This is a genomic window from Streptomyces sp. NPDC041784 (assembly GCF_055591025.1).
The window spans coordinates 1-23,583 of the sequence record NZ_JBVJAB010000039.1 but is presented as its reverse complement, the minus strand read 5'-3'; the positions used below and the strand labels follow the sequence as shown (position 1 = coordinate 23,583).

General features: G+C 69.9%; 20 protein-coding genes and 3 pseudogenes. 13 read left to right on the top strand and 10 right to left on the bottom strand.

The window, feature by feature from the left end; translation table 11 throughout:
* Positions 1 to 683 precede the first annotated feature (683 nt).
* Both ACZ6D7_RS42130 and ACZ6D7_RS42125 read left to right on the top strand, forming a co-directional pair.
* Positions 684 to 1,820, top strand: a complete 1,137-nt coding sequence (locus ACZ6D7_RS42130) for an LLM class flavin-dependent oxidoreductase (RefSeq protein WP_469502854.1) — start codon at positions 684 to 686, stop codon at positions 1,818 to 1,820.
* The gene (locus tag ACZ6D7_RS42125) at positions 1,817 to 2,353 is read left to right on the top strand and encodes a GNAT family N-acetyltransferase (RefSeq protein WP_469502851.1); all 537 of its coding nucleotides are present in this window, start codon (positions 1,817 to 1,819) and stop codon (positions 2,351 to 2,353) included. The genes ACZ6D7_RS42130 and ACZ6D7_RS42125 overlap by 4 nt, the downstream gene beginning before the upstream one ends.
* 951 nt (positions 2,354 to 3,304) lie before the next feature.
* Here ACZ6D7_RS42125 and ACZ6D7_RS42120 read toward each other — a convergent pair.
* Positions 3,305 to 3,683, bottom strand: a pseudogene (locus ACZ6D7_RS42120) (homoserine O-acetyltransferase); the annotation flags it as partial.
* Between the two features lie 293 nt (positions 3,684 to 3,976).
* Positions 3,977 to 4,486 carry an SRPBCC family protein gene (locus tag ACZ6D7_RS42115; RefSeq protein WP_469502848.1) on the bottom strand — a complete coding sequence of 170 codons (510 nt, stop codon included), beginning with the start codon at positions 4,484 to 4,486 and terminating at the stop codon, positions 3,977 to 3,979.
* Between the two features lie 141 nt (positions 4,487 to 4,627).
* Here ACZ6D7_RS42115 and ACZ6D7_RS42110 point away from each other — a divergent pair, with 141 nt between their 5' ends.
* The gene (locus ACZ6D7_RS42110; RefSeq protein ID WP_469502846.1) at positions 4,628 to 5,569 is read left to right on the top strand and encodes a helix-turn-helix domain-containing protein; all 942 of its coding nucleotides are present in this window, start codon (positions 4,628 to 4,630) and stop codon (positions 5,567 to 5,569) included.
* A gap of 169 nt (positions 5,570 to 5,738) precedes the next feature.
* Positions 5,739 to 6,704, top strand: a complete 966-nt coding sequence (locus tag ACZ6D7_RS42105; protein ID WP_469502843.1) for an SMP-30/gluconolactonase/LRE family protein — start codon at positions 5,739 to 5,741, stop codon at positions 6,702 to 6,704.
* A 51-nt stretch (positions 6,705 to 6,755) separates the two neighbouring features.
* Here the strand turns inward: ACZ6D7_RS42105 and ACZ6D7_RS42100 are convergent, their stop codons facing one another.
* Positions 6,756 to 6,941: a hypothetical protein gene (locus ACZ6D7_RS42100; RefSeq protein WP_469502841.1), complete on the bottom strand. Its 186-nt coding sequence runs from the start codon at positions 6,939 to 6,941 to the stop codon at positions 6,756 to 6,758.
* A 65-nt stretch (positions 6,942 to 7,006) separates the two neighbouring features.
* Positions 7,007 to 8,002, bottom strand: coding sequence for an alpha/beta fold hydrolase (locus tag ACZ6D7_RS42095; RefSeq protein ID WP_469502838.1), 996 nt, complete (start codon positions 8,000 to 8,002; stop codon positions 7,007 to 7,009).
* A gap of 143 nt (positions 8,003 to 8,145) precedes the next feature.
* On the opposite strand from ACZ6D7_RS42095, the gene ACZ6D7_RS42090 reads away from it, so the two are divergent.
* From ACZ6D7_RS42090 to ACZ6D7_RS42080, 3 genes and pseudogenes are all read left to right on the top strand, one after another.
* The gene (locus ACZ6D7_RS42090; RefSeq protein WP_469502835.1) at positions 8,146 to 8,769 is read left to right on the top strand and encodes a helix-turn-helix domain-containing protein; all 624 of its coding nucleotides are present in this window, start codon (positions 8,146 to 8,148) and stop codon (positions 8,767 to 8,769) included.
* A gap of 32 nt (positions 8,770 to 8,801) precedes the next feature.
* Positions 8,802 to 9,001, top strand: a pseudogene (locus ACZ6D7_RS42085) (NrdR family transcriptional regulator); the annotation flags it as partial.
* Between the two features lie 644 nt (positions 9,002 to 9,645).
* On the top strand, positions 9,646 to 11,253 hold the full coding sequence (locus tag ACZ6D7_RS42080; RefSeq protein WP_469502832.1) for a phospholipase D-like domain-containing protein: 1,608 nt from the start codon (positions 9,646 to 9,648) through the stop codon (positions 11,251 to 11,253).
* On the opposite strand, the gene ACZ6D7_RS42075 is transcribed toward ACZ6D7_RS42080, so the two are convergent.
* The gene (locus tag ACZ6D7_RS42075; RefSeq protein ID WP_469502829.1) at positions 11,226 to 11,939 is read right to left on the bottom strand and encodes a hypothetical protein; all 714 of its coding nucleotides are present in this window, start codon (positions 11,937 to 11,939) and stop codon (positions 11,226 to 11,228) included. The genes ACZ6D7_RS42080 and ACZ6D7_RS42075 overlap by 28 nt on opposite strands.
* 342 nt (positions 11,940 to 12,281) lie before the next feature.
* Complete coding sequence (locus ACZ6D7_RS42070) at positions 12,282 to 12,440, bottom strand: hypothetical protein (RefSeq protein ID WP_469502826.1); 159 nt, start codon at positions 12,438 to 12,440, stop codon at positions 12,282 to 12,284.
* Positions 12,441 to 12,637: 197 nt separating this feature from the next.
* Here ACZ6D7_RS42070 and ACZ6D7_RS42065 point away from each other — a divergent pair, with 197 nt between their 5' ends.
* Both ACZ6D7_RS42065 and ACZ6D7_RS42060 read left to right on the top strand, forming a co-directional pair.
* The gene (locus ACZ6D7_RS42065) at positions 12,638 to 13,357 is read left to right on the top strand and encodes a helix-turn-helix transcriptional regulator (RefSeq protein WP_469502823.1); all 720 of its coding nucleotides are present in this window, start codon (positions 12,638 to 12,640) and stop codon (positions 13,355 to 13,357) included.
* 1,527 nt (positions 13,358 to 14,884) lie between these two features.
* A complete protein-coding gene (locus tag ACZ6D7_RS42060; protein ID WP_469502978.1) occupies positions 14,885 to 15,481 on the top strand; it encodes an RNA polymerase sigma factor in 597 nt (198 codons plus the stop codon).
* Here the strand turns inward: ACZ6D7_RS42060 and ACZ6D7_RS42055 are convergent.
* The 3 genes and pseudogenes from ACZ6D7_RS42055 to ACZ6D7_RS42045 form a co-directional block, all read right to left on the bottom strand.
* Positions 15,391 to 15,693 (bottom strand): annotated as a pseudogene (locus tag ACZ6D7_RS42055) (VOC family protein); the annotation flags it as partial. The gene ACZ6D7_RS42060 and the pseudogene ACZ6D7_RS42055 overlap by 91 nt on opposite strands.
* A 235-nt stretch (positions 15,694 to 15,928) precedes the next feature.
* Positions 15,929 to 17,449, bottom strand: coding sequence for a glycerol kinase GlpK (gene glpK, locus ACZ6D7_RS42050; protein ID WP_469502819.1), 1,521 nt, complete (start codon positions 17,447 to 17,449; stop codon positions 15,929 to 15,931).
* A 61-nt stretch (positions 17,450 to 17,510) separates the two neighbouring features.
* Entirely contained in the window at positions 17,511 to 18,278 is a 768-nt protein-coding gene (locus tag ACZ6D7_RS42045) for an IclR family transcriptional regulator (RefSeq protein WP_469502816.1), read from the bottom strand.
* A gap of 171 nt (positions 18,279 to 18,449) precedes the next feature.
* Between ACZ6D7_RS42045 and ACZ6D7_RS42040 the strand changes: the two genes are divergently transcribed.
* Positions 18,450 to 18,896, top strand: coding sequence for an ATP-binding protein (locus ACZ6D7_RS42040; protein WP_469502813.1), 447 nt, complete (start codon positions 18,450 to 18,452; stop codon positions 18,894 to 18,896).
* Here ACZ6D7_RS42040 and ACZ6D7_RS42035 read toward each other — a convergent pair whose 3' ends face one another.
* The gene (locus tag ACZ6D7_RS42035) at positions 18,897 to 19,253 is read right to left on the bottom strand and encodes a hypothetical protein (RefSeq protein WP_469502809.1); all 357 of its coding nucleotides are present in this window, start codon (positions 19,251 to 19,253) and stop codon (positions 18,897 to 18,899) included.
* A gap of 79 nt (positions 19,254 to 19,332) precedes the next feature.
* On the opposite strand from ACZ6D7_RS42035, the gene ACZ6D7_RS42030 reads away from it, so the two are divergent.
* From ACZ6D7_RS42030 to ACZ6D7_RS42020, 3 genes are all read left to right on the top strand, one after another.
* Positions 19,333 to 20,919: a hypothetical protein gene (locus tag ACZ6D7_RS42030; RefSeq protein WP_469502806.1), complete on the top strand. Its 1,587-nt coding sequence runs from the start codon at positions 19,333 to 19,335 to the stop codon at positions 20,917 to 20,919.
* A 230-nt stretch (positions 20,920 to 21,149) separates the two neighbouring features.
* Complete coding sequence (locus ACZ6D7_RS42025) at positions 21,150 to 21,377, top strand: hypothetical protein (protein ID WP_469502800.1); 228 nt, start codon at positions 21,150 to 21,152, stop codon at positions 21,375 to 21,377.
* 79 nt (positions 21,378 to 21,456) lie between these two features.
* Complete coding sequence (locus ACZ6D7_RS42020) at positions 21,457 to 22,380, top strand: HEAT repeat domain-containing protein (protein ID WP_469502976.1); 924 nt, start codon at positions 21,457 to 21,459, stop codon at positions 22,378 to 22,380.
* The last annotated feature ends 1,203 nt before the right edge of the window (positions 22,381 to 23,583 follow it).

Here is a 23,583-nt window from a genome sequence, read left to right as displayed (position 1 = left end):
GGCGCTGACGACGTGACCAAAGTCGACATGCCGACGACGAACGAGTCGTTGCTGCGTGGGGGACATGTACATCATCCTGCGCACCCGCCGGGCGGGCCGTCAATGCTTTCCTAGTAATTCGATAGGAAAACTAGGGAATGCAGTCTCGCGGGTGGCCCACCGGCCGCCGTCGGCCGCTCGGCGTCAGCACCCTCGCCGCGTGCCCCGACACCCGGGAACTGCTCAACGCCGGTCCAGCATCCGGGCCGTGGTTGACGACAAGCGAGATGCACTGCTCAATTGGTCGTATGAATCCCGAGCAGCGCCTGGTCACCCGTGACCACATCGACTTCGGTCGGGTGTGGTCCGCCGCGTGTCGCGCCTGACACGGCAACGGGCCGCCTGACCGGCCCTTCCCCTCTCGGTGGCCCCGTCGCGGGCCGACCTCCTCCTTGCGCGGCATCGTCGTACGCATACGCCGGACGCACGCCGAATCCGGGTACGGACGGTTCTGCGAGATCTGACACCGCTGTCGCCGCCTGGCCTCGCCGTGGGCCATGCCTGGCGTCTCACACCCGCTCACCACCTGGTTCCCAGCACCCTGGAGCGCCGTTGTCCCGGCCGCACCGAGGGCTGCTCCGCCGTGCCCGCGCGTCGCCCAGGGCGCGGCCGGCCCCAGAGGCTTTTGAGAAAGGCCATCTCCCATGCCCGTGGAATTCCTCGGCATAGCCGCCACCAACGACGGCTCCGAAACGACCCCGCGCTCCGGCGCCGCGTTCGACAAGGAGTACACACTCCGGCTCGCCCGGGCGCACGAGGACCACGGCTGGGACCGGGTGCTGTTCGCCTACGGTTCCGGATCGCCGGATCCCGCGCCGGCCGCCGCCTACATCGCGAGCAGGCTGGACCGCCTCCAGATCCTGCTGGCCCACCGGCCCAATGTCTCGTACCCGACCTTCGCCGCGAAGACGTTCGCCACCCTCGACCGGATCAGCGAGGGCCGGCTGACCGTGCACTTCATCACCGGCGGCAACGACCACGAACAGGGCCGCGAGGGCGACACGCTCACCAAGGACGAGCGTTACGCGCGCACCCGCGAGTACATCCGGGTCGTCAAGAAGATCTGGACCACCCACGAACCCTTCGACCACGAGGGCGAGCACTACCGCTTCCACGACTTCGTCAGCGATGTCTTCCCGGTCCAACAGCCCCGCCCGAACGTGTCGTTCGGCGGTTCGTCGCCCGCCGCGTACGCCGCTGGAGGCGCCGAGGCCGACATCTACTGCCTCTGGGGCGAGCCCCTGGCCAGGACCGCCGAACAGATCGAGGCCGTGAAGGCCGCCGCGAAGGCCGCGGGCCGCACCGACGTACCGCGCATCCAGGTCGCGTTCCGCCCGATCATCGCCCCGACCGAGGAGCTGGCCTGGGAGAAGGCCCACCGCACGGTCGGTGCGATCAAGGCCCGCAAGGAGAAGGGCGAGCCGGTCACCAAGCGCCACAACGGGCATGCGCAACCGCAGAACACCGGCTCGCAGCGACTGCTGGCGATCGCCGATGCGGGGGAGCGCTACGACCGCGCCCTGTGGACCCCGACCGCCGCCGCGACCGGAGGCGCCGGCAATTCCAATGCCCTGGTCGGAACCCCGGAGACGGTCGCCCAGGCGCTCCTTGACTACTACGACCTCGGCGTCGACATCCTCTCCGCCCGCGGCTACGACCTGCTGGACGACGCGATCGACTTCGGCCGGTACGTGATCCCGATCGTCCGTGAGGAGGTCGCCAAGCGCGACGCCGAGCGAGCAGCGGGCGGCACGCGGGATCGCGCGGCGGTGGACGGATGACGTCCGTCGCACAACCACCCTCGCATGCCGTCGAGCTGACGGTCGTTCAAGTGACCGTGTCCGACCCGAGGGTCGGACCTCTGCTGCGTGAACTCGGCGACGAGTACTCGACGCGCTACGGCAAGGACGCCCACGCCGAACTCGCCCGCTATCCCGATGAGGAGTTCACCGCCCCGCACGGCGGGGTGCTGCTCCTGCTCCTCGAACACGGCGAGCCGGTCGCGGGCGGCGCCTTCCGTCGGTTCGACGAGACCACGGCCGAGCTGAAGCGGATCTGGACGCACTCCGCCCACCGCAGGCGCGGTCTGGCCCGATGTGTCGTCGCCGAGTTGGAGCGTGAGGCGAGCGCCCGCGGATACCGGCGTATCTACCTGACCACCGGTCCGCGCCAGCCCGAGGCCCGCGGCCTGTACCTGGCGACCGGCTACACCCCGCTGTTCGACACCGAGGCCGATCCGGAAACCATCGGCCCCCTGCCGTTCGAAAAGGACCTGCCGACCGCGGCACATCAGGGGAAGGCGGCCGACGTGTGAGGGCTCGTGGCGGCAGAGCACGTCTGCGCACTGCCGCCGTGGACGTTCTCGGCGGGGCGATCCCGTTGCCGAAGACGTGTCGTCACAGCTGTCCTTGGGTGCGCAGGGCCGACCAGTGCGAAGCGGGCACCCCGGCGCGCGGCGGGCACGGCCGCGGTCAGCTGGTCACCGCCGACCGGTGTCCAGCAGCACGTCGATGCCGTCCGGCGCCGCCGAGGCCAGTTGCTCGTCGACCGACCGGGATCCCGGCACCACGACCGCGTCGTAGCCCAGTTCGGCCCACAGCCGCTCTGCCTTGTCCGGCGAACCCTGTGCTCCCGATACCCTTCCCGGCGTCCCAGGGGACGCGCGACGGGGCCCGTCGGCGTTCCCACGGCTCCTGCCGCGCCAGTGACGAACACGGTGTCACCGGGGCGGACTTCGGCGAGCCGGGTCAGTGCTCCGTGGGCGGCCGACCCGGACGACAGGTGGGCGACCGGGTCGGGCAGGGCATCGCCCGGCGGAGTGCAGTCGGCCGCCGTCGGCGCGTGCTCGCGCCCTCCGTGCATGTGCGTGACGATGTCCTCCGGGTGCAGCGGACCGCCCGGCGCGGCCGCCACGACCTCACCGACAGCCGGACCGAACGGCGCCTCGCCGGCGTGGACGCGGGGCAGCGGTACGCCGTCGGACTGGCTGCCGATCAGAGTGGCGCGGCCCGGGGAAACACCAGGAGGTACCGGTTCCGGACGACGACTTGTCACCGGCCGGGAACCAGAATCGGCTTCTGCGTGACCGTCAAGCGCTCGGGCCCGGGCAGCCCGCCGGGGGTCCCGGCCACCAGGATCCCGCGGGTCGTGAAGGGCGGGGCAGCGACCGTGTCGGGCCTCCGGAGCGGCTTCGAGGGTGAGGGCGGGCCGTGACCGCCGGACCGGTCCGACGGGCGGTGTGCGGACGCCACCCCTGACGCGCGCGTCAAGGGCAAGACAGCTGCGGGCCACCATCGACTGCCTTGAACGGCCGCCGCTGTGCGAGAAGTTCGCGCACGAGCGCGGCGACCTGCTCCACTTCGATGAGGAAGCCGTCGTGACCGTAGGGGGATTCGATCACTCGGAGGTCATCTGCCGTGGGGATACCGGTGGCCAGCTCCGCCTGCTGGGCGAGGGGGTAGAGGCGGTCCGAACTCACCCCGGCGACAAGCGTCCTGGCGGTCACGCGGCGCAGGGCGGCGCGGGGTGCCGCCGCGACCGCGGCCGATGTCGTGCCTGTTCATGGCGTCCGCCAGCACGACATAGCTGCCCGCGTCGAAGCGGCGCACCAGCTTGGCGGCATGGTGGTCGAGATAGGACTCGACATCAGATAACCACAGATGGTGACGGCGCACCAGCACCACGGGAGGGAGACCATGCCTCGGCGCCTCGGCGCCTCGGCGCCTCGCCGGCCGTCGCCCCGGTCCCGTATCACCCGTCAAGCTTCTGTGTCACCGGACATGGCGTTCCCGCGTCCGTGCGGGAGGAGGCCATGCAGGCGGCCGAAAGCGCCGGCTACGGGCGTAGGCGGCAGCCAGGTGGCAGCCGCCATCGCGCCGTTGCCGGGTGCCTCCCGTTCGGGCCTTTGTTCTGAATGGCTGGTCAGATGCACGGCATGTCACCTCGTGCGCTCTTCGGCCAGCCACTGGGCGAGGGTGGTCAGGGTGGTTTCGACGCTGTTCGTCATGTAGCGGCGGAGCGTGTCCAGGTCGGTGCGGGTGGTGCCGAGCACCGGGTCGAGGCGCAGCAGTCGCCAGGACTGCTGGACGACGGTTCCGTGCCCTTGGGGGGTGAGGGTCCATTCCCAGTGCACGATGCCGTTCTCGGCGCCGCCGACGACGAAGCCGAAAGCCGCCCCGGGGTCGGCCTGCACGATTTGGGAGCGACTGGTCCACTCCTTGCCGTCCTTGCGGTTGCGGCCGCTGAACCAGGCGCCGACTCGGGGCCCGGCCCCTGGGTCGAAGACGACGTCGGTGGCGTTGGGACTCCAGCGGCTGATCGCGGACACGTCGCTGATCAGGTCATAGACCCGGGCGGGTGCGGCGTCGACCCAGGCACGCCTGGTGAAGGCGAAGTCGGCTGCGTCAAGAGCCTCGACGGGCTCGTTCTCGGTGTCGGTGCCGCTCATGGTGTCCTCCTGGGTGCGCGCGGGATGCCGGATCGGCTGCGTCCCACTTCACCGGCGGCCCCGGCCCACGAGCCAGACCCACTGCTGCCTATCCACAGCTGGGGCAGGCTGGGCGCCCGGAGGCCGCCCATACTCGGAGACATGAACGGAAAGACGCAGCTCGGGGACTTCCTGCAGACGCGGCGCTCACAGCTGCGCCCGGAGGATGTCGGGGTGCCCACCTATGGGGAGCGCCGACGTGTGCCGGGTCTTCGACGCGAGGAGCTGGCGCTGCTGGCGGGGGTGAGCGCCTCGTACTACACCAGGCTGGAGCAGGGGCAGTCACTGAGCGCATCCGCGGAGGTCCTGGACGCGATAGCCGGGGCCCTGCGACTGGACGAGTCCGAGCGGCGGTACCTGCACGACCTGGCCCGAGTGGACAGGCACCGCCCCCGGGGCCGGCGGCCCGCGCCGGAACGGGTGACGCCGGAGATGCGCCAACTGCTGGACGTGCTGGGGGATGTACCCGCGATCGTGCTGGGCCGGCGCACCGACGTGCTGGCGTGGAACCGCCTGGGCCACGCTCTGTTCGCCGGGCATCTGGACCCCGGCGCCCCGGAGACGACGGCGCAGCGCCCGAACATGGCCAGGCTGGTGTTCCTTGACTGTCATTTCCGTGACCTGTACGCGGACTGGCCGAGCAAGGCCAGAGCGGTGGTGGGGAATCTGCGCCTCGTGGCGGCCGAGCACCCGGAGGACGCGGCACTGCACGCGCTCCTGGGCGAACTGGCCGCCAAAAGCACGGAGTTCGCCTCGATGTGGGCCGACCACCGGATCAAGGCGTGCACTGTCGCCACCTACGAGATGCGACACCCGCTGGTCGGGCCGCTGACCGTCATCCAGCAGACCCTGAGCAGCGGGCCGGGCCCCATCGTGGTGGTCGCCACCACACAGGCGGGCTCGTCCTCGTGGACCGCGCTCACCCTGCTCGCTCAGGCCACCAGCCAGGCAACCACGCAGGTCGGCCTCCTGACCGACCTGGAGCAGGTGCGGCCGCGGCCGCGAGCCGGCAGGACTGTCCCCACCGAACGACACGAACGCTAGACCGCAACGAGCCGACACCTGTTCCACCCGTGACACGGCCGACGAACGGCCCTGCCGCGGGCAGCCGCAGGGCGCCGCCCCGCGAGAGGAACCCACGCAACCCAACCCATGCGCGTCGGCCTGTTGCTGCCGCATGCCCGAAAACGCTCCCAGAAGGCAGAAAGAAGCCATGCTCAAGAAACTCTCCGTGTCCGCTGTAGCGGCGGGCGCCCTGGTCGCGGCCACTGCCGCGGCGCTCAGTCCCACTGCGGCCTCGGCCGTCTCCGCCCCGCTGAGCAACGCGCGGATCGCCGCGCACTTCGACCTGGCCAAGGGCCAGACGCCGGAGAACGTCGCCCTGGCACCGGGCGGCAGCGCCTACGTCACCTTCGCCAAGGGCCGCCAGATCGCCAAGATCTCCCCGACGGGCACCGTCCGGATCGTGGCCACCCTGCCCGAGCCCGCCGACGGCGGGGTCCACACCCCGGCCCTGGGATTCCCCCTGACCGTCGGAATCGTCCGCGCCCACGACGGCACTCTGTACTTCCTCTACGCCACCGGCACACCCGACCTCACCGGCGTGTGGCGCCTGCGCCCCGGCGGCGAACCGCAGCGGATCGCCGCGCTGCCCGCCGACGGCCTGCCCAACGGCTTGGCGCTGGACGCGCGCACCCACACCCTCTACGTCGCCGACTCCGTGCGCGGCACCATCTGGAGAGTGCCCACCCGCGGCGGCACCCCCACCGCATGGTCCACCGCTCCGGAGCTGGCGCCCGCCGGCTTCCTCGGCGCCAACGGCCTGAAGGTCCACAACGGCGCGGTGTGGGCCACCAACTTTGACAAGGGCACCGTCCTGCGCGTTCCGATGCTCCGGAACGGACGCGCCGGCCACATCCAGACCCGGGCCACCGGTATGCCCGGGATCGACGACATCGCCTTCACCGGCCACGGCGAACAGCTGCTCGCCGCCCTGGACGGGCCCAACGAAGTCGCGCTCATCCAGCCCGACGGCAGCCACTCCACCGTGCTGACCTCAGCCGACGGCTTGCAGAACCCCACGTCCATCGCCTTGCATGGCAACACCGTCTACGTACTGAACGCCGGCTGGCTCACCGGCAAGGACCCCAACCTGATCCTCGTCCACCGGACCAAGTAGGGCCGCACGGACCAGCACGGGCACGCGACCAAGCGAGCACCTGATCAATGTTCAGACCGTTGCGCGTGTGATGTCCGTTTCGATTCGCCAGGTTGGTACGGATTCTCCGTTCGGTTCGCGGGACATTTTGTACCCCTTCGTGCGCGACCGCTGCACCACTTCGACGTCGATGCCCAGGTCGGCGCCGTGGTCGAAGATGCTGTTCTGGTATCCGCCGTCGGCCCAGACCTTGGTCACGCTGGGATGTGCTGCGACCACAACACGGCCGGTCACAGAACATCCCAGAATACCAACTACCTGGATCAGATGCCCTCTTGAGACACCGCCTCCAGCCAGGTGATCAGAAGCTTGTTGATCTCCTCTGGGCGTTCCTGCTGGAGCCAGTGGCCGCCACCCTCCAAGAGGTGGGAGGAAACCAGGCCTGGAAGGGTGGTCGGGTAGGCGTTGATCGCGTCCGCCATCCAGGTCGTGGAGGCGTCCAGGCTCCCGCCGATGAACAAGGACGGCTGGGCGAGGGGGGAGCCGTTCAATTCGGCGAGGTCTCCCCAGTCGCGGTCCATGTTCCGGTAGCGGTTGAGCGCTCCGGTCATGCCGGTGCGTTCGAACTCCCCGGCATAGTGGTCGAGGTCGGCTTCGGTGAGCCAGGAGGGCAGAGGGCCGGCGGGGAACCGGTCGCGCAGTGTGGCGCCGCTGCTGACGAAGTGCGGGTCGGGCTCTCCTGGCGCGGGCATGGTGTCGGCGGACAGAGCCGCGTAGAAGCCCGCGAGCCAGCCGCGGACGTCGGGCTCGATCTCGGCCTCGGCCCGGCCCGGCTTCTGGAAGTAGGAGACGTAGAACTCCTGGTCGCTGCCCAGCTGCGCGAAGATGTCGCTGGGACGGGGTCCGCCAGGCGGGGCGTAGGGAACGCTCAGCAGGCCCACCGCGCGGAAGACCTCGGGGTGGAGCAGGGCGGAGGTGGCCGCGATGTTGGAGCCCCAGTCGTGCCCGATGATGACCGCTGTCTCTTCGCCGAGGGCGTGGACCAGGGCGACGTTGTCCCCCACTAGGGCGCGCATCCGGTACTCCTGCGTCGCGGCGGGCTTGGAGGAGCGGCCGTAGCCACGCACGTCGAGTGCGGCGGCGCGGTATCCCGCCGCTGCGAGGGCCGGGAGCTGGTGGCGCCAGGAGTACCAGGACTCGGGGAAGCCGTGGACCAGCAGGACCAGCGGTCCGGTGCCCTGCTCGACCAGATGCAGCCGGCCGACGGGCGCGTCGATGACGCGGTGGCGCAGGTCGGTGGACGGCGTGGGCCGGTGCATGACTGTCTCCTCGGTTTCCCGGAGTGGCCGTGGTACACATCGATCATGCGTTGCGGCGGCCGGGGATGCGACTAGCCTTGACACTTTGGCAAACTTGCAGGTGGGAGGCAGTGGCAGGAGCGGCTGGAGAGGGACGACGCGAGATGACGGACGACGACGTGGCCGGCGTCCTGGCCGCCATCGGGCCACGGCTGCGTGCGGCACGCGAGCGGCGCGGAGACACGCTCACCGACGTGAGCCGCACGACCGGCATAGCCCTCAGCACGCTGTCGCGCATCGAGAACGGCCGGCGCAAGCCGAACCTGGAACTCCTGCTGCACCTGGCGAAGGCATACGACTCCTCCCTGGACGAACTGACCGGCAGGTTGCCCGCCGCAGCCGAGCAACCACACAGCCCTTCACCACCGCGTTCGGTGGACGACAAGGCGGTGCTGCCGCTGACCCGGTACGTCGGGGGCCTGCACGCCCACAAGCACGTCCTGCCCGCCGCCGACGGCCAGCCGCCACGGCCACGCCAGGTGTCACATGAAGGCTACGAATGGCTGTGCGTGCTGTCCGGACGACTGTGGCTGGCGCTCGGCGAACACGATCTTGTCCTCACCGCCGGAGAAGTCGCCGAGTTCGACACGCGCACCCCGCACGGAGTCGCCAACGCCGGACTCGGCGGACCGACCGAATACCTGATCATGTTCGGGCCACAGGGCGAACGCCTACGACCACGCGTCCGGCCCACAGCCAACTCGGACACCTCTGGTTCAGAGAAGTGACCAGGCCGGAGCGGATGGCACCTGACCAGAACATTCGGGACACGGGGCAGACCTCCGCGCAGGGCCCGAGACGTCCACGGTACGGCGACTGCCGTGTCGTCGACAGCCGTACGACGGACGCTGGCACGTCCATCCGTGTCGGCGCCGCCGGTGCCGGTGCCCTGACTGCTCCCGTCGTTTCACGACAGTGGAGACGTGCTCGCTCATGGTGGTGAAGCGGTCCGGAGCCACCGTGCGACAGCAACTGCGTGTCCGGCAATCGGCTGCCAATGCTGTGACCTGAGATGGTCGGCCCCGTGATCGGGGTTCCGGCTGCCATGGTCGGACCTGTGATCGGCGCACTGCGCAGGCTGCAGGGCGGCGCGTACCTGCCTGCGCGGGCTGCGGCACCGGCGGGTCCATCCAGATGACGGTGCGGTCGGGGTCGCGGACGGGTGCCATATGGGTGTGGCGGGGCCGTGTTGGAGCAGGTCGGTCATCGGCGCGGCCAGAACAATCACCTCCGCAGGAAGCCGGCCACGGCAGCATCCCCGATGGCTGCGTGCGGGGCACGGGGATGCGGGTGGCGATACCGGCCGGGCCGGTGCCGTCCAGGACGAGCAGCCGTGGGAAGAGCGGGTAGTGCCGCCACCACTCCTCCTGGACCGGCTCCGCCGAGGGGCGCCGCGCGACCGGTGCGGGCGCATGGGTGGTACCGCGTGTAGGCCCGGAGCTTGGCCGCGAGACGCCGGCGGACGGTCCGGCCTCGTGTGGCCGGAACTCGCCCGAGGCGGGCGAACAGAGAGTTACTTGCTGGTAACTTGCGGGGGTTGAACAAGGTCGGAGGCGTGGCTGACCACGCCCCGGCCGGAGCCACCCCCCAGTCAAGGAACCACATTGGCACGCACCGTCCGTACGACGGCCCTCGTCTCCACCCCGGCCCTCGCACTCGGCTTGTCCCTCCTCGCCGCCCCCGCCCCCGCGTCCGCCGCGGATGCGCCCACACCGCACCTGGACGCGGTCGAGCAGACCCTGCGTCAGGTCTCGCCGGGCCTGGAGGGCTCGGTCTGGGAACGCACCACCGGCAACCGGCTCGGCTCCTCCACGCCCGGCGGCGCCGACTGGCTGCTCCAGACGCCCGGCTGCTGGGGCGACGCCGCGTGCGCCGACCGGCCCGGATCGCGCCGTCTCCTGGAGAAGATGCGCCAGGACATCGCCGGCGCCCGGCAAACGGTGGACATATCGACGCTGGCGCCCTTCCCCAACGGCGGCTACCAGGAGGCGATCGTCGCGGGCCTGAAGGAGTCCGCCCAGAAGGGCAACCGGCTCAAGGTGCGCATCATGGTGGGCGCCGCGCCCATCTACCACTCCACCGTGATCCCCTCGTCCTACCGGGACGAGCTGCTCGCGAAGCTCGGCCCGGCCGCCGCGGGCAACATCACCCTCAATGTAGCCTCGATGACCACCTCGAAGACCGCGTTCTCCTGGAACCACTCCAAGCTCGTCGTGGTGGACGGCAGTTCGGTGATCACCGGCGGCATCAACAGCTGGAAGGACGACTACCTGGAGACCTCCCACCCGGTCGCCGACGTCGACCTCGCGCTGTCCGGGCCCGCCGCAGGCTCCGCGGGCCGCTACCTGGACTCCCTGTGGGACTGGACCTGTCGCAACAAGAGCAACTGGAGCTCGGTCTGGTTCGCCGCCTCGCCCGGAGCGGACTGCATGCCCTCCCTGCCCCGGCCCGCCTCCCCGGAAGGTGGGGGGAACGTGCCCGCACTCGCCGTCGGCGGCCTCGGTGTGGGCATCCGCAAGAACGACCCCACCTCGTCCTTCCGCCCGGTCCTGCCCACGGCCGGCGACACCAAGTGCGGGATCGGGTTGCACGACAACACCAACGCCGACCGGGACTACGACACCGTCAACCCGGAGGAGAGCGCCCTGCGTGCCCTGGTCTCCAGCGCGACCTCGCACATCGAGATCTCCCAGCAGGACGTGCACGCCACCTGCCCGCCACTGCCCCGCTACGACGTACGCCTCTACGACGCCCTCGCCGCGAAGCTCGTATCCGGCGTGAAGGTCCGCATCGTGGTGAGCGACCCGGCGAACCGCGGCACGATCGGCAGCGGCGGCTACTCGCAGATCAAGTCGCTCTCCGAGGTGAGCGACGCCCTGCGCGGCCGGGTGACGGCCCTGACCGGTGACGACGGTCGGGCGCGCACGGCCCTGTGCGAGAACCTCCAGCTGGCCACGTTCCGCGCCTCCGACCAGCCGACCTGGGCGGACGGCAAGCCGTACGCCCAGCACCACAAGCTGGTCTCGGTCGACGGATCGGCCTTCTACATCGGCTCCAAGAACCTGTACCCGTCCTGGCTGCAGGACTTCGGGTACATCGTCGAGAGTCCGGCCGCGGCCGCACAGCTGAAGAGCGACCTGCTGGACCCGCAGTGGCGGTACTCCCAGGCCACCGCGACGTACGACTACGCCCGCGGCCTCTGCCAGGGCTGACGGCCGACCCCGCCCCGCCCGTCCGCCCCGGCGGGGGCGGCCGTCGCCGGACCGTCACCGCCGCGCGCGAGGTGGGCCGCGAGAGGACGCATTGCTTCGGGGTCGGTCTCGTCGATCGGCCCGTCCGGAAGGACGGCGGCGAGTTCCATCTCCAGAGGTGCCAGCACCTCCAGGGCGATTTCGGGGTCGTAAAGCCGGTGCAGCGCCTCGGCCCGCAGCACCCGCAGGTCTCCGTAAGGGGCGGGCGGTGTGCCGCGCGATGGCAGGGAAGGGCCGTGCGGCAGGCGCGTGGCCTTGTCCACGAGCGACAGGGCCTCGCTGGCCCGGCCCTCCTGAAGCTCGTACTGTGCCTTGCCCGCCAGGAAGTTGCGGAGCTGGTCCGGCGCTGCGTGGGGGGTGAACTCCTCGGCCGCCGCCCAGTGCTCCTTGACCTGCCGGTACGTACGGACTCCGGACTGGTGGGTGGTCAGCTCGCGGCCGTAGGCGTCCAGCAGGATGCCCGCGACGTCGGACGCCTTGACCTGGCCCGGCGTGACACCGCCGGGCCGGTCCAGCACCGCCAGGATCTGTCGTCCGAGGACGGTCAGATGCTGGAAGAGCCGTCCGGTCGGCTGCCCTGCGTCGGCTGCCTGCCAGTACTGGGCCCGCACCTCGAAGAAGTGCGTGGCCAGGTTGTGGAATTCCACCACGTGCCCCCGAAATCGCCCCGTGTCCCCGTATCCCTGTGTCCCCGTGTCCCCGATGCCGCTGACCGGCGGATGCCGCCCGTGCCACCGAAGTGCCCCGGCGCGCCTGACTGTTGCGGGGCCCGGTGTATCCGGCCGACCCGCGTGACCACCGTACGACCGCCAGGGACGCAAGGGGAGCCGTCACAGGAGCCGCCGGAGCGCGGCGCGGCAGCGCACGCTCCGCTCCCGGCTGCTGTGCGCCCCGCAGAGCAGTACTCGAAGCGGCGAGGCCGGCCTGTGGCGTGACATGCCCTGGCGGCTCCCGCTAGGTGGTGACTGTGTCGCTCGTCGGGTACGCGGTCACCGGCGCCTGCGGACCCACTCGAAGGTCTTGCCCCCCAGCATGACCAGGCCCTGCCAGGCGACCGCCTCAAGGGTGCCGCCGGCACCCCCATGAGGACGAACGTCGTTGACCATCTGGCCGGTGACCGTCGGCGGGGGCGGGGGAGGCGGCGCCATTTGGTTCGGTGTACTGGTAGCTCATCCGTAATCCCTTCCTTCCCCATGAGATCGGACAGCCGGTCCTGCAGGCCTACGCGGTCTCCACTCTGGCCCGGATAGAGGCTGCCCGAGGACGCGCCGAGAAGTGCACCGAGCACGCCCGCCAGTTTCGCGGACTCATCGAGAACCGCGGAGCTGAGCTGGTCAGCCCCTACATGGAAGCCGCACTCGGTCTCCTGGACCTGGGCACCGGCAAGGACTCCGAAGCCGCAGCCCGTCTCCATGACCTACAGCAGCAGATGGCCGCTGCAGGGCTGAGGGAACCAACCGTGTTGCAGCACCAGCCCGACCTGATCGAAGCCTGCGTGGCCGCAGGCGACCACGCCGGCGCCCAGGCGGCGCTGGGCGAACTCATGGGCCAGGTCCAGCAGGCGCCCTCCGCGTGGGGTCACGCAGTGAGTGCACGGTGCCGGGGACTCGTCCACGCCGACGAAGACGCCCTTACGGAGGCCTTTCGGCACCATGAGCAATTGCCGGATCCCTACGCGAAGGCCCGAACCGAAATCGCCTACGGGCGATTCCTGCCCAGGAAGAGGAAGCGCGGTGCCGCTCGTCGTCCGCTTGTCGCTGCCCGACAGGTATTCGAGCGCCTCCGCGCGGATCCGTGGACGGCGCTCGCCGAGCGGGAACTTCGAGCGGCCGGATTCGAGACACCCACCCGCCGCAGCCATGAATCCGTCGCACTGACCGAACGTGAGACGCAGGTCGCAGTCCTCGTCACCAAGGGTCATACCAACCGCGAAGTGGCGGCGGCGCTCTTTCTGTCGGACAAGACGGTCGAGTATCACCTCAGTCACATCTACGCCAAACTCTGCATTCGGTCCCGAGTCGAACTCGCCAGTCGTCTGGCCGTCGACTCGCGCATCCCTGCATGAGTGACCGCGCGGTCCTCATGCGAGCCCCATCGCGCTATCGGTGGTCGTCGCGGAAGTGGGTGGTGAGGCGGGGTGGTCGGCCACCGGCAGCACCGATCCGGTAACCGCGTGGACAGTGACGAACGGCTGCTTCACACCTCGTAATTCGGTGCAGCGGTGGTCGCCTGTGCCGAGCACCGCTGCACCGAATTACGGGCACCGCCCGGACTACGCGCAGGCCGCGGTGCGCTGGGCGCTCGAGACCGCGCCCAGCCCGCTCGCCGGAGCAAGCCGAGTTTCCGCACGGGCAGCGCCGCACCGCCGACTCCCTCGTCGCGACCGTCGCGACGCGCGCGCGGGGGTGTTGGTCATGCCAGAGGAGGAACAGAAGGCCAGGCCGGGCCGGATGCGGTCGTTCCCCGCGAGTAGACCGGAGACCGCCCGTGGTGAATCCACTATCCCGATGCTGACCACTGTGCTGCGCCTCCTGCGGCTGTGAAGCCTCGGCGAGGTGAAGCCCCGAACCCCGGCTGTCGGCGGGAACCGCCGATCCTGACGTGCTGTCCCGCGGCCGGAGCAGTGGACTGCGTCCCGGGCAGGTCCAGGCTCTCGCCTGCACGACAGCCGGGATCTCGGCTGACCACCACCCGCCCGAAGAGCCGAGACGGCCGGCCAGACGAGCTGACGGACCATCATGAGAAGGCCAAGACTAGGGAGACCACTGGTGTGTCCCCAGGATGCCACTCCGTAACGTGCACAGCGCTACGTGCTCCTCGCTGCCGCGGCGACGCGCCTGCCGGGGAGCCTGCGATCGGCCGGACCGAGAAACGTCCGCCGGGCATGTTCGATCGGGGGGATGTATGGGTGCCTCTACGGCAGCCACAATTTCAGGCCTCGTCCGTGCCCTCGGGCTGAGTCCGGCGCTCGGCAGTACGTGCCTGCTCGGACGAGGAACGACCTGACCCGCGCCCACACGCAGCGTGATGTCGGGCCATCCGATGCCGAAATTTTTGCCTCCGTGTGGACCAACGACCAACAGGCGAGAACGAGTTATGCGCCGTCCGTGGGAGGGACCGCGAAAAGATGCGCCAGTTCATCATTGTCGTCGAATTCCTGGCGGCGATTCTTTTTCTGCTGTCTTTGGTGTCGACATGCACGGCTCCGGAGCCTCCTCCTGCCAACCCCTACCAGCCCCACCAGGTGCCTGCGCCCCCGCCGCCGTGCTGTGACGCCGTCAGTTGCTGCTGCCCGCCCTGATGCGGAAAGGGGCCGACGTCCCGCATCAAAAGCACCGTGGCCTGGCGCGCGGACGTGCTGTGCCGCCGAGCTTCGGCTTCTGAAGTCGACTGCACGCTGCCGCTGCCGCTGCCGCTGCCGCTGCCGCTTCCTCATCCGGTGCCGGGCCGGCATGCGTTGTGACATGCCGAGTGCCCGCCACGATCGGAGCGGTGGGCTGGGGCAGCGGCCCCCGCGGACCGGCCCCGTTGACAATCTTGGTCGTGCGGCGACGACTTTCCCTCGAACGCGTCGAGAAGGCGGGGGCGGACCATGCCAGGCGCGAGGAAAGGCAGGAAGGCGATGACAACCGACGACCGGGACCTGGTTGCGAGGTATCGCGCCGGAGAGTATGAGGCTGGCCGACAGCTGCTGGATCACCATTGGCACACCCTGGTCAAGGCGGCGCTGCCCAAGCTGGGCAACAACTGGCACGACGCCGAGGAGGCCGTCGTCGATGCGTTCGCCGCGCTGGCGAAGGACGACAAGCCGATCAGGAACGTGGAAGCGTGGCTGAGGACGGTGGTCGGCCGCAAGGCGGTGGACGTGGTCCGAAGGAGGCCGTCGACGCCAGCCGGGGAGCCCGAGGAATCGCTGCCCGCCAGTGATCCGGGAGTGGAACGGATCACTGAGCAGCGGGCCTTCATCTGCCTTCTGCAGGCCCTGGACCATGAGGAACGGCGCATCATGGCGGCGGCCATCGACGACGCCACCACGGACCGGCCGGCGCTCCAGCAAGCGCAGGCGCTGAATCTGCGTGAGTACATGAAGCCGTGGTCCTCGGGGCCGTCCGCCTCCGAGCCGCCCGCGGCGAGCGCAGCCTCAGCGACCGTGTCGACCTCATCGCGGGTTGACACGCTGAAGCAGTAGAGCGCCAGCGTGTGCGTGGTGGGGTCGGCCATCGGCAGCTTCGAGAACTGCGCGAACGTCTCGTGGCTGAGCAGCATGACGCAGGCTTGCTCGCCGACCAGCATGCAGGCGGCGGTCTTGCCGGTGAACCTCGGGTTGTAGTTGAACCCGAGCCGCGCGAAGAACGCCTTGCTGCGCTCGATGTCGGCCACGGGGATGTTCACGAACAGCATGCGACCGGTGTGTGCGGGAGTGGTCATGGCCTCTAGTCGAGTTCCAGGTCCCAGGCGTTCGTCGGTACGTCGTGCATCACGACAAGGAACTGCGCGGCGCCCCGACACTGCATGCGGCGCGGGCACACGTTGGTGGGACGGCCGGGCCAAGACCGTCCCGCGCATGCCACACCCCCACTACACTCCCCACCGCCAAGCCGTTGACCAGGAGAAATACAGAAGCCCAGCTGGAGTACTAGGGGCCGTTCGGCCGTCTGATCCAGCCCAAGGACCGTTCGACGGCCCGTTGCCAGTTTTCGTACTCCGACGCCCGTCGCGTGGGGTCCATGTCCGGCAGCCATTGGGCCGCCCGGTGCCAGTTGCCGCGCAGCACTTCCAGGTCCGCCCAGTAGCCGGCGGCCAGCCCGGCGGCGTAGGCGGCGCCCAGGGAGACGGTCTCGGCCGCCATGGGCCGCACCACCGGCACGTCGAGGACGTCGGCCAGGATCTGCATGAGGAGGTTGTCGGACGTCATGCCACCGTCGACCTTCAGCTCTCTCAGGGTGAGAGAGGAGTCGGCGTTCATGGCGTCGACGACCTCCTTCGTCTGCCAGCCGGTGGATTCCAGCGCCGCCCTGGCCAGGTGCCCCTTGGTGATGTACGAGGTCAGGCCGACGATGACGCCGCGCGCGTCGCTGCGCCAGTGGGGTGCGAAGAGACCGGAGAACGCCGGGACGATGTAGCAGCCGCCGTTGTCCTCGACGGTCCGCGCAAGGGTCTCGATGCCTGGTGCGCTGCTGATGAGTTCCAGCCGGTCGCGGAACCACTGGACCAGGGCGCCGGTGACGGCGATCGGGCCTTCCAGCGCGTAGACCGCGGGCTGCTCGTCGATCTTGTAGGCGACGGTGGTGAGCAGTCCATTGCTGGACCGGACGACGTCGGTGCCGGTGTTGAGCAGCAGGAAGCTGCCGGTTCCGTAGGTGCACTTCGCCTCGCCCGGGGAGAAGCAGGTCTGCCCGAAGAGCGCGGCCTGCTGATCGCCGAGCGCGGCCGTGATGGGCCTGCCGGGGAGCACCGAGCGGTCCTCGCCGTACCACTCCGCCGAGGACCGGATCTCGGGCAGGATCGCGTGCGGAATCCCGAAGAACCCCAGCAGTTCCTCGTCCCAGTCGAGCGTGCCCATGTTCATGAGCATCGTGCGGCTGGCGTTGGTCACGTCGGTGATGTGGCGGCCTCCCGCCGTCCCCCCGGTGAGGTTCCAGATCAGCCAGGACTCCATCGTGCCGAACAGGACGTCGCCGTTCGCGGCCCGCTGTGCCAGTCCGGGCATGTGGTCGAAGAGCCAGCGGATCCGTGGTGCGGAGAAGTAGGTCGAGGGCGCCAGGCCGCAGCGTTCCAGGAAGAACGCGTCGCCCGGGTCGCTGCGCAGGTCTTCGACGAGCGGGGCGGTGCGGGTGTCCTGCCAGACGATCGCCCTGTTCAGCGGGGTGCCGGTTCGCCGGTCCCAGACGACGGTCGTCTCGCGCTGGTTCGCGATGCCCAGGGCCGATACGGCCTCGGCAGCGACGCCGTCGCGCGTGCCGGACAGGGCCTCGGGCACGATGCGTCGCAGATTGCGCCAGATCTCCAGGGCGTCGTGCTCGACCCAGCCGGGCTTCGGGAAGAACTGCTGGTGCTCGCGCTGGGCCACGGACACCAATCGCCCGCGGTGGTCGAACAGGATGCACCGGGTGGAGGTGGTGCCCTGGTCGATGGACATCACATACCGTTCGACCATGATCCGGACCGCCTTCCGATGCGTGGAGATGCGATGCGTGGAGATGCGCTGCGCGAGGGACCTACCAGCGGGCGGCCCCCAGGTTTCGTGAGATCGCCCGGGCGGCCTCACGGAGCAGGGTGACCAGCTTGAGTTCCGGCCGGCCCCTGACGTCGCAGATCCGCTCGACCGGGCCGGACAGGCCGATCGCACCCACCACGAGGCCGCCGTGCCCCCTGATGGGCGCGGCGACGCCGGCTTCCCCCATGCTCATCTCCTGTACCTCGGCGCCCCAGCCGTTCTCCCGGATCTCGGCGACGGCGCGGGTCAGCTCGTCCGCGTGGGCCAGGGTGTGTCGGGTGTACGCCTCCAGCCCGGCGTCGACCGCCGCATCGAGGGTCGCGCTGCCGAACGCCAGCAGCACCTTTCCGAGCGAGGAGGCGTGCAGGGGCAGCAGTGCGCCCACGTCCAAGGTCTGGAGGGTGTCGTCCGGCCGGAAGACGTGGTGGATGATGAGCACCCTGCCTTCCAGGGGAGTGCCGAGGCGGACCGCTTCGCCGCTGCGGGCGGCCAGGGCGTCGGCCCAGTTGATCGAGCGCGATCGCAGTTCGTTCACATCGAGGTAGCTGGTGCCGAGATGCAGGAGGGCTGCCCCGAGCTGGTACTTCCCGGTCGCAGCGTCCTGCTCGACGAAATCCACGTGCTGGAGGGTGCGTAGAATGCCGTGGGTCGTCCCCTTCGCCAGCCCCAGCGAGACGGCCACTTCCCCGAGCCCGAGCCGACGGGGGCCTGCGGCGAGCAGGCGGAGAATTGCCGCCGCCCGTTCGATGGACTGGACGGGACCGGCCATACCGCGATTCTAGATCCGCCTTCCCCGTCCCACATCGGCCATGACACGGTGGTTTCTCCCGATCTCGACTTGCGTTCGGTAATGCCGACCGACGTTTATTGACCGGTTTCGTATCACTTCATAGCGTGCGTGACGTCGGCACCTGTCGGCACCTTTCGTCGAGGAGGGCAGATGGCCACCCAGCTCAACATCGTCGGCACCGAGGCAGTCGATCGCCTCGGCCCCGATGCTGTCGATCATGTCGGCCCCGTGCCCCATGCCCCGGAGGCCGTGCCCGCCGTCCGCGGGCGGGTCCGCAACATGCTCGCCGAGTGGGGACTGTCTCCCGACGCCATCATGGACGCACTCGTGGTGGTCTCGGAGCTCCTGACCAACGCACTGGTCCACGCCCTGCCACCGGCGACGCTGCGGTTGTCGTGGGTCCGCGTCGACGGACATGGGGCCCTGCGCGTGGAAGTGACCGACGCGGGACCCGTCCTCGGCGGTGACGGGTGGGGAGCCCCGGACCCGGACGAGCACGGCCGCGGCATCGACATCGTCACCGCGTTGGCTGTCCGCTGCGGCATACGCGTCGGCGCCGAGGGGATCACACGCTGGGCTGACCTCCCTGCGGCCTAGCTAGGGCCTGTCCGGCACGAAAGGATCGTCGTGCAGTTCGGTGACCGCGACGCCGGGGCCGCCGACTGCCACCAGCAGGCTGCCGTCGGGCATGGACAGCGCTGCGACGTCCGCGACCGCCGTACCGAAGCGCAGTTCTGCGACCAGGCGCCCCGTTCGCGGGTCCCGGACGCGCACCGTGGCGAAGTGTGACGTGAAAATCGCCTCCCGCCCATTGATGCGGGCGAAGGCAAGCCATCTCGGGACGCTGGGCGTGGGGACGGTCGGAGCGAAGGGCGCGCCGGTTGTGATCAGGCGGAGCTGGATACCCCCGGATTCGGCGATGGCGAGGACTTCAGTCCCGTCGATGGCGCCCATGAGTCGGTTCCCTCGGAAGACCACAGGAAAGCGACGGGCCTGGCAGACTGTGCGCCACCTGGGGGAGGGGGAGAATGTCGTGCCGGATGAGCTGACCGTCCGCCGGATACTCGGGGACCAGCCGTTCGCCGAGATCGGCCGGCCTGTGTGGGCGGTGACCGACGCGCGTCACGGCTGTGTCATCGCGGCCGGTGACCTCGGGCACGTCATGTGGCGCGGTACGGGCCACTGGCTCGGCCACCGGATCGGCGTGTACGAGGCCGGCACTCTCCGTCCGCGCCACGTCGTCGCCTCCCGCTACTCCGTATGTGCCATCGAGCCTCACCCCGAGCTGCCGCTCGTCGCCGTCGGCACCGGCCGCTACGACGGCTCGTGGGACTTTCAGGGACAGTTGCTCCTGCTGCACCTGGAGACCGGGCGCGTGACGAACCTGCTGAGCAAGAGCCGCCAAGTGCGCCACCTGCGCTGGCTGGAGGACGGCAGGCTCGCGATGCTGCTCTCCCCCGAGGACAAGGACGGTGGCTTCCGCAAGGGCTTCGAGCTGGCCGTCGCGGTGGACGACTGGCTGTCTGCTCCGGCCGGTCTGGTCGACCCCGACGACACACGCCATCCGATGGTCGAGAGCGGGCTCCTCTACGACCCGCGTGTGGAGGACACCCTCGCTCGGCTGTCGGAGGGCCGGTGGCGGCGGCGGGGGGAGGTGCGGGACCTGGCGGTGCTGGCCGACGGTCGGGTGCTCGCCACCGGCCGGCACACGGACCTCGAATGCTGGGATCCGTCGGGCGCGCTGAGGTGGGCTCTTCCTGCGGACGGGGAGGGGAGCGTCCGGGTCGAGGCGGCCCCTGACGACGAGTCGGCGTGGGTGACGTACCGGGGCTACCGGCGCGACGAGGTGACGGGTCGCCCGGTTGACCGCGCGACCACTGTTCGGCGGATGTCGACGACGGACGGCGCTGCGGTGGACTGCGTGGACGTGCCGTCGGTCCCCGCACTGTGCGCCGCGGACGAAGGCTGGCTCGCCCTGCGCCCGCAAGGGCGCGACGCACAGGCCGCGCTGCTGCTCGCCCCCACGCACCAGGAGGCGGCACGCCTCGACCTCGCCCCCAGCCGCTCCAACTCCCCGGCGCTGCGCGTCAGACACAGCGCCCGACTGCTGTATGTGGATGGCCCCGGCCCGGACGACGCGCCGTGGATCCACGCGATCGATCCTCCAGGCGCCCACGGCCCCGCCACTGTGCGTGCCCTCTTCCCCTTGCGCTGGGACCCGGCGTCCGCACTCCAGCCCTGGTACGGCCCCGCCGTCGAGCTGACACACACCCTCGTCCACGCGGGCCGGTCGTACGAACGGGGCGCTACCTACGGGGAAGCCCGCGAGGGCACGTACGTCGTGAGCCGCCGGCTGCCGGACGGAGAAGCACGCTGGGTGTACGGCACCGACAAGCCACTCGCCGATCTCGACGGCGACGAGCGGAGGTTGTACGTCGTGTATCTCACCGGTGAGGTGGAGACCCTGGACACGGCGACGGGCGAGGTGCGCGCCCGGCACACCCTGCGCGCGCACGGCCACCCGGTCACGCCGGTGTCCGCCGCGTACCGGGCGGAGCAACAGCGGCTGGTCGTGGGCACGGTGGACGGGCGCATCCTGGACTGCTCGGTCCCGGGTTGACCGGGTCGGTCGAAACCGCCCGCTGCCCGAAGCGAGGAACTCACACGGTGAACCCTCTGCCAGAGCACCTGCACCGAGCTGCGAAGGCGCGGACCACGGACGCCGACAAACGAGGCCCGGACCGCTCTCGCCCAGATCGTCAACACCGGCTAAGCCTCAGCTTCACCGCCGTTGCCCGTGAGGCAGGAGTGAGTACCGACTTCCTCTACAGACATCCCCAGCTCCGAAGCATGATCGAACGCCATCGCGCGAAGCACAGCCAGGTTCCCGGTGTGCGCCGGGCCGACACCGAAGCGCCGTCGTCGACCTCGGCGGCCGTGCGCGCGCTGAGCGCACGCCTGTCACAACAGCAGCAGGCCCACCGAGAGGAGATCACCCGGCTCCGGAAGGCCCTGGAGGTGGCCCACGGGGAGAACCTGGAGCTCCGGCGCCGTCTTGCCGTGTTCGACGCAGACTGACAGCAACCAGGCAGCCCGACCGTGCACTATGGTCGCCTCGAACTTTCATCCGACATGAGAAGACGTACCGGTGGACGCCATGATCACCCGGATCCAAACCAAACTCGCCGCGCTGCCGGCGACGGAGAAGGCCGTACTTGGCCCCCCGCTCACCGAAGCACAGATCTCGGATTTCGAGGACAGCCACGGCGTCCGACTGCCTGAGGAATTCCGCCAGTTCCTCACCCGTATCGGCCACGGCGGATACGGTCCCACCTATGGGTTGCTGCCGATGGAGCGGTGGGTCAGCCGGCAGACCGGCGTGGGACAGCTCGCCGAATCGTTCCCGATCGTCCCCGATCTGGATATCCCCCAAGGCCCCGCTGGCCAGGGCGAGTTCACAGGCTCTTTCCCCGGCACCATCACGGTCGTCTACCGGGGCTGCAGCGACTTCACGTTGCTTGTCGTCACAGGCCCCGGGCGCGGGCGCCTGGTCGAGGTCAACGACGAGGGGTTCTTCGCTCCCCGCTTTCACGCCGACTCCGGCTTCCTGCCCTGGTACGAGCGGTGGCTCGACTTCGTCCTGACCGGACACCGGTCCCTCACCTGGTTCGCCGACCAGATGTCCGGCAACGAGGCCCAACTTGTGGCCACGCTCCTGGATGACGAACTTCCGACAAGGCGGCGAGCCGCCGCCTGCACCTTCATCACCCACCCGGACCCGAGCATCGACCTGCCCGGCACACTGCTACAGGCACTGACCACAGAGACTCACCCAGCCGTCCGTGAAGTGATCCTCCGCGCCCTGGCGGCCCAGGGGGAACCCGGCCGAGATCTACTCGCCACGGCGCTCACCGATCCGGTTCCCGGCATCCGCTCCCTCGCGGCCATTCTGATGACGACGTGCACTCCGAAAGGCTGGCGGCTACCCGCCCAGCGACGACAGGCCCTCAGCCAGCACCTGGCGAACGAGACGGACGACTCGGTGCGCGACTCCATTGAGCGAGCACTCAACCTGATGTGAGGCGGTGCCCAGGTCTGCGATGGACGCCCAGCGGCAGACCGCTGACGCATTGACCAGCAAGAACTGTAGGTCAAGCCGTCGAAGGCACAGAAACATGTGGTCGACGTCGAGGTTCGCCGCCGAGGTCACCCATGCCTGGCGGCGCACCACAGCGGGCTGGGCACCGACGAAACCCTCCGCCGCGCCTTCGCCCGCCACCTGGACACCACACGGACCCACTACCGCAGTCACCAGCACGCGCCGCCCGACACCCATGCCGTGAGCCGTGACCTCCCGGCTTCAGCTTCACCGGCCGCCAGACCACGCCGAGACAGGAAACGGCCCTGATCCGATCGCGCTCGTGGGTGGCGAGCCTTCGAACGACTCCTCCCCGACGTGCTCGCGTTCCCACATGCGCTCGCATTCGGACTCGGATACGCCGACGCGAAAGGGGGCGTTGCCGAGCGCTGGTCGGGGTCGTAGCCAGCCAGATCGAACCCCCGAACACACCCTGGAGACCCTGCTGGGTGCCCTGGGCCTGGCCGACCACATGCCCTCCGCTTTGGTGTGCAGGTACTGGATGTGTGCGTGCGTGCGTCGGGGCGGGCGGCAGCGGTCTGGTCGGCTGTGACGGACGGCTCGCGTGCCGCGGCGTCTTTGGCGGAAGCGGGGACGAGTTCCGGAGTGCGTGGGGCCGGGGGCGCTCGGGTGGGGCCGGATCGCGGCGCCGTTCGTCGGCTCCTCGTAGGCGTGCTGGTGTTTGTCGGCGGTCGGCGAGTTCGCCCGGTCGTGCCCGGCGGGCGTGACCGTGAGGTCGGCGGCCGCTGGGGTGGTGTCCGCGGGGGTGTGGGCGTGCCCGGTGGGGTTCTCCGGCGTCGGGGAGGTGGGGTGTGGCGCCGGCCCAGGGGGTGATCGGGTGGTTGGTGTGTGGCGGCTTGCCGGCTCCGGTCGTGGTGTGCGTGGCACGGTGCCGAAGGAAGCAGTCACCCTTGGTGCCGACGCCATGGCCGTATGTGAGGCCGGGGGCCGTCCCAGCGGGTGTGGGGACGGTCCACCTCATCCTCACCCTCGGTCCGGCCGTGCTCAAGGCGCTACGCAGAGCCACTCGGCGGGCCGCGTTCGAGACCGTGGTCACGTTCGAGGGCCGTTGACCGGTGAAGCACCCCACATGACCCACATCACCTACTACCTTCCCTAGTGGTGCATTTCGGACGCCATGCCCAT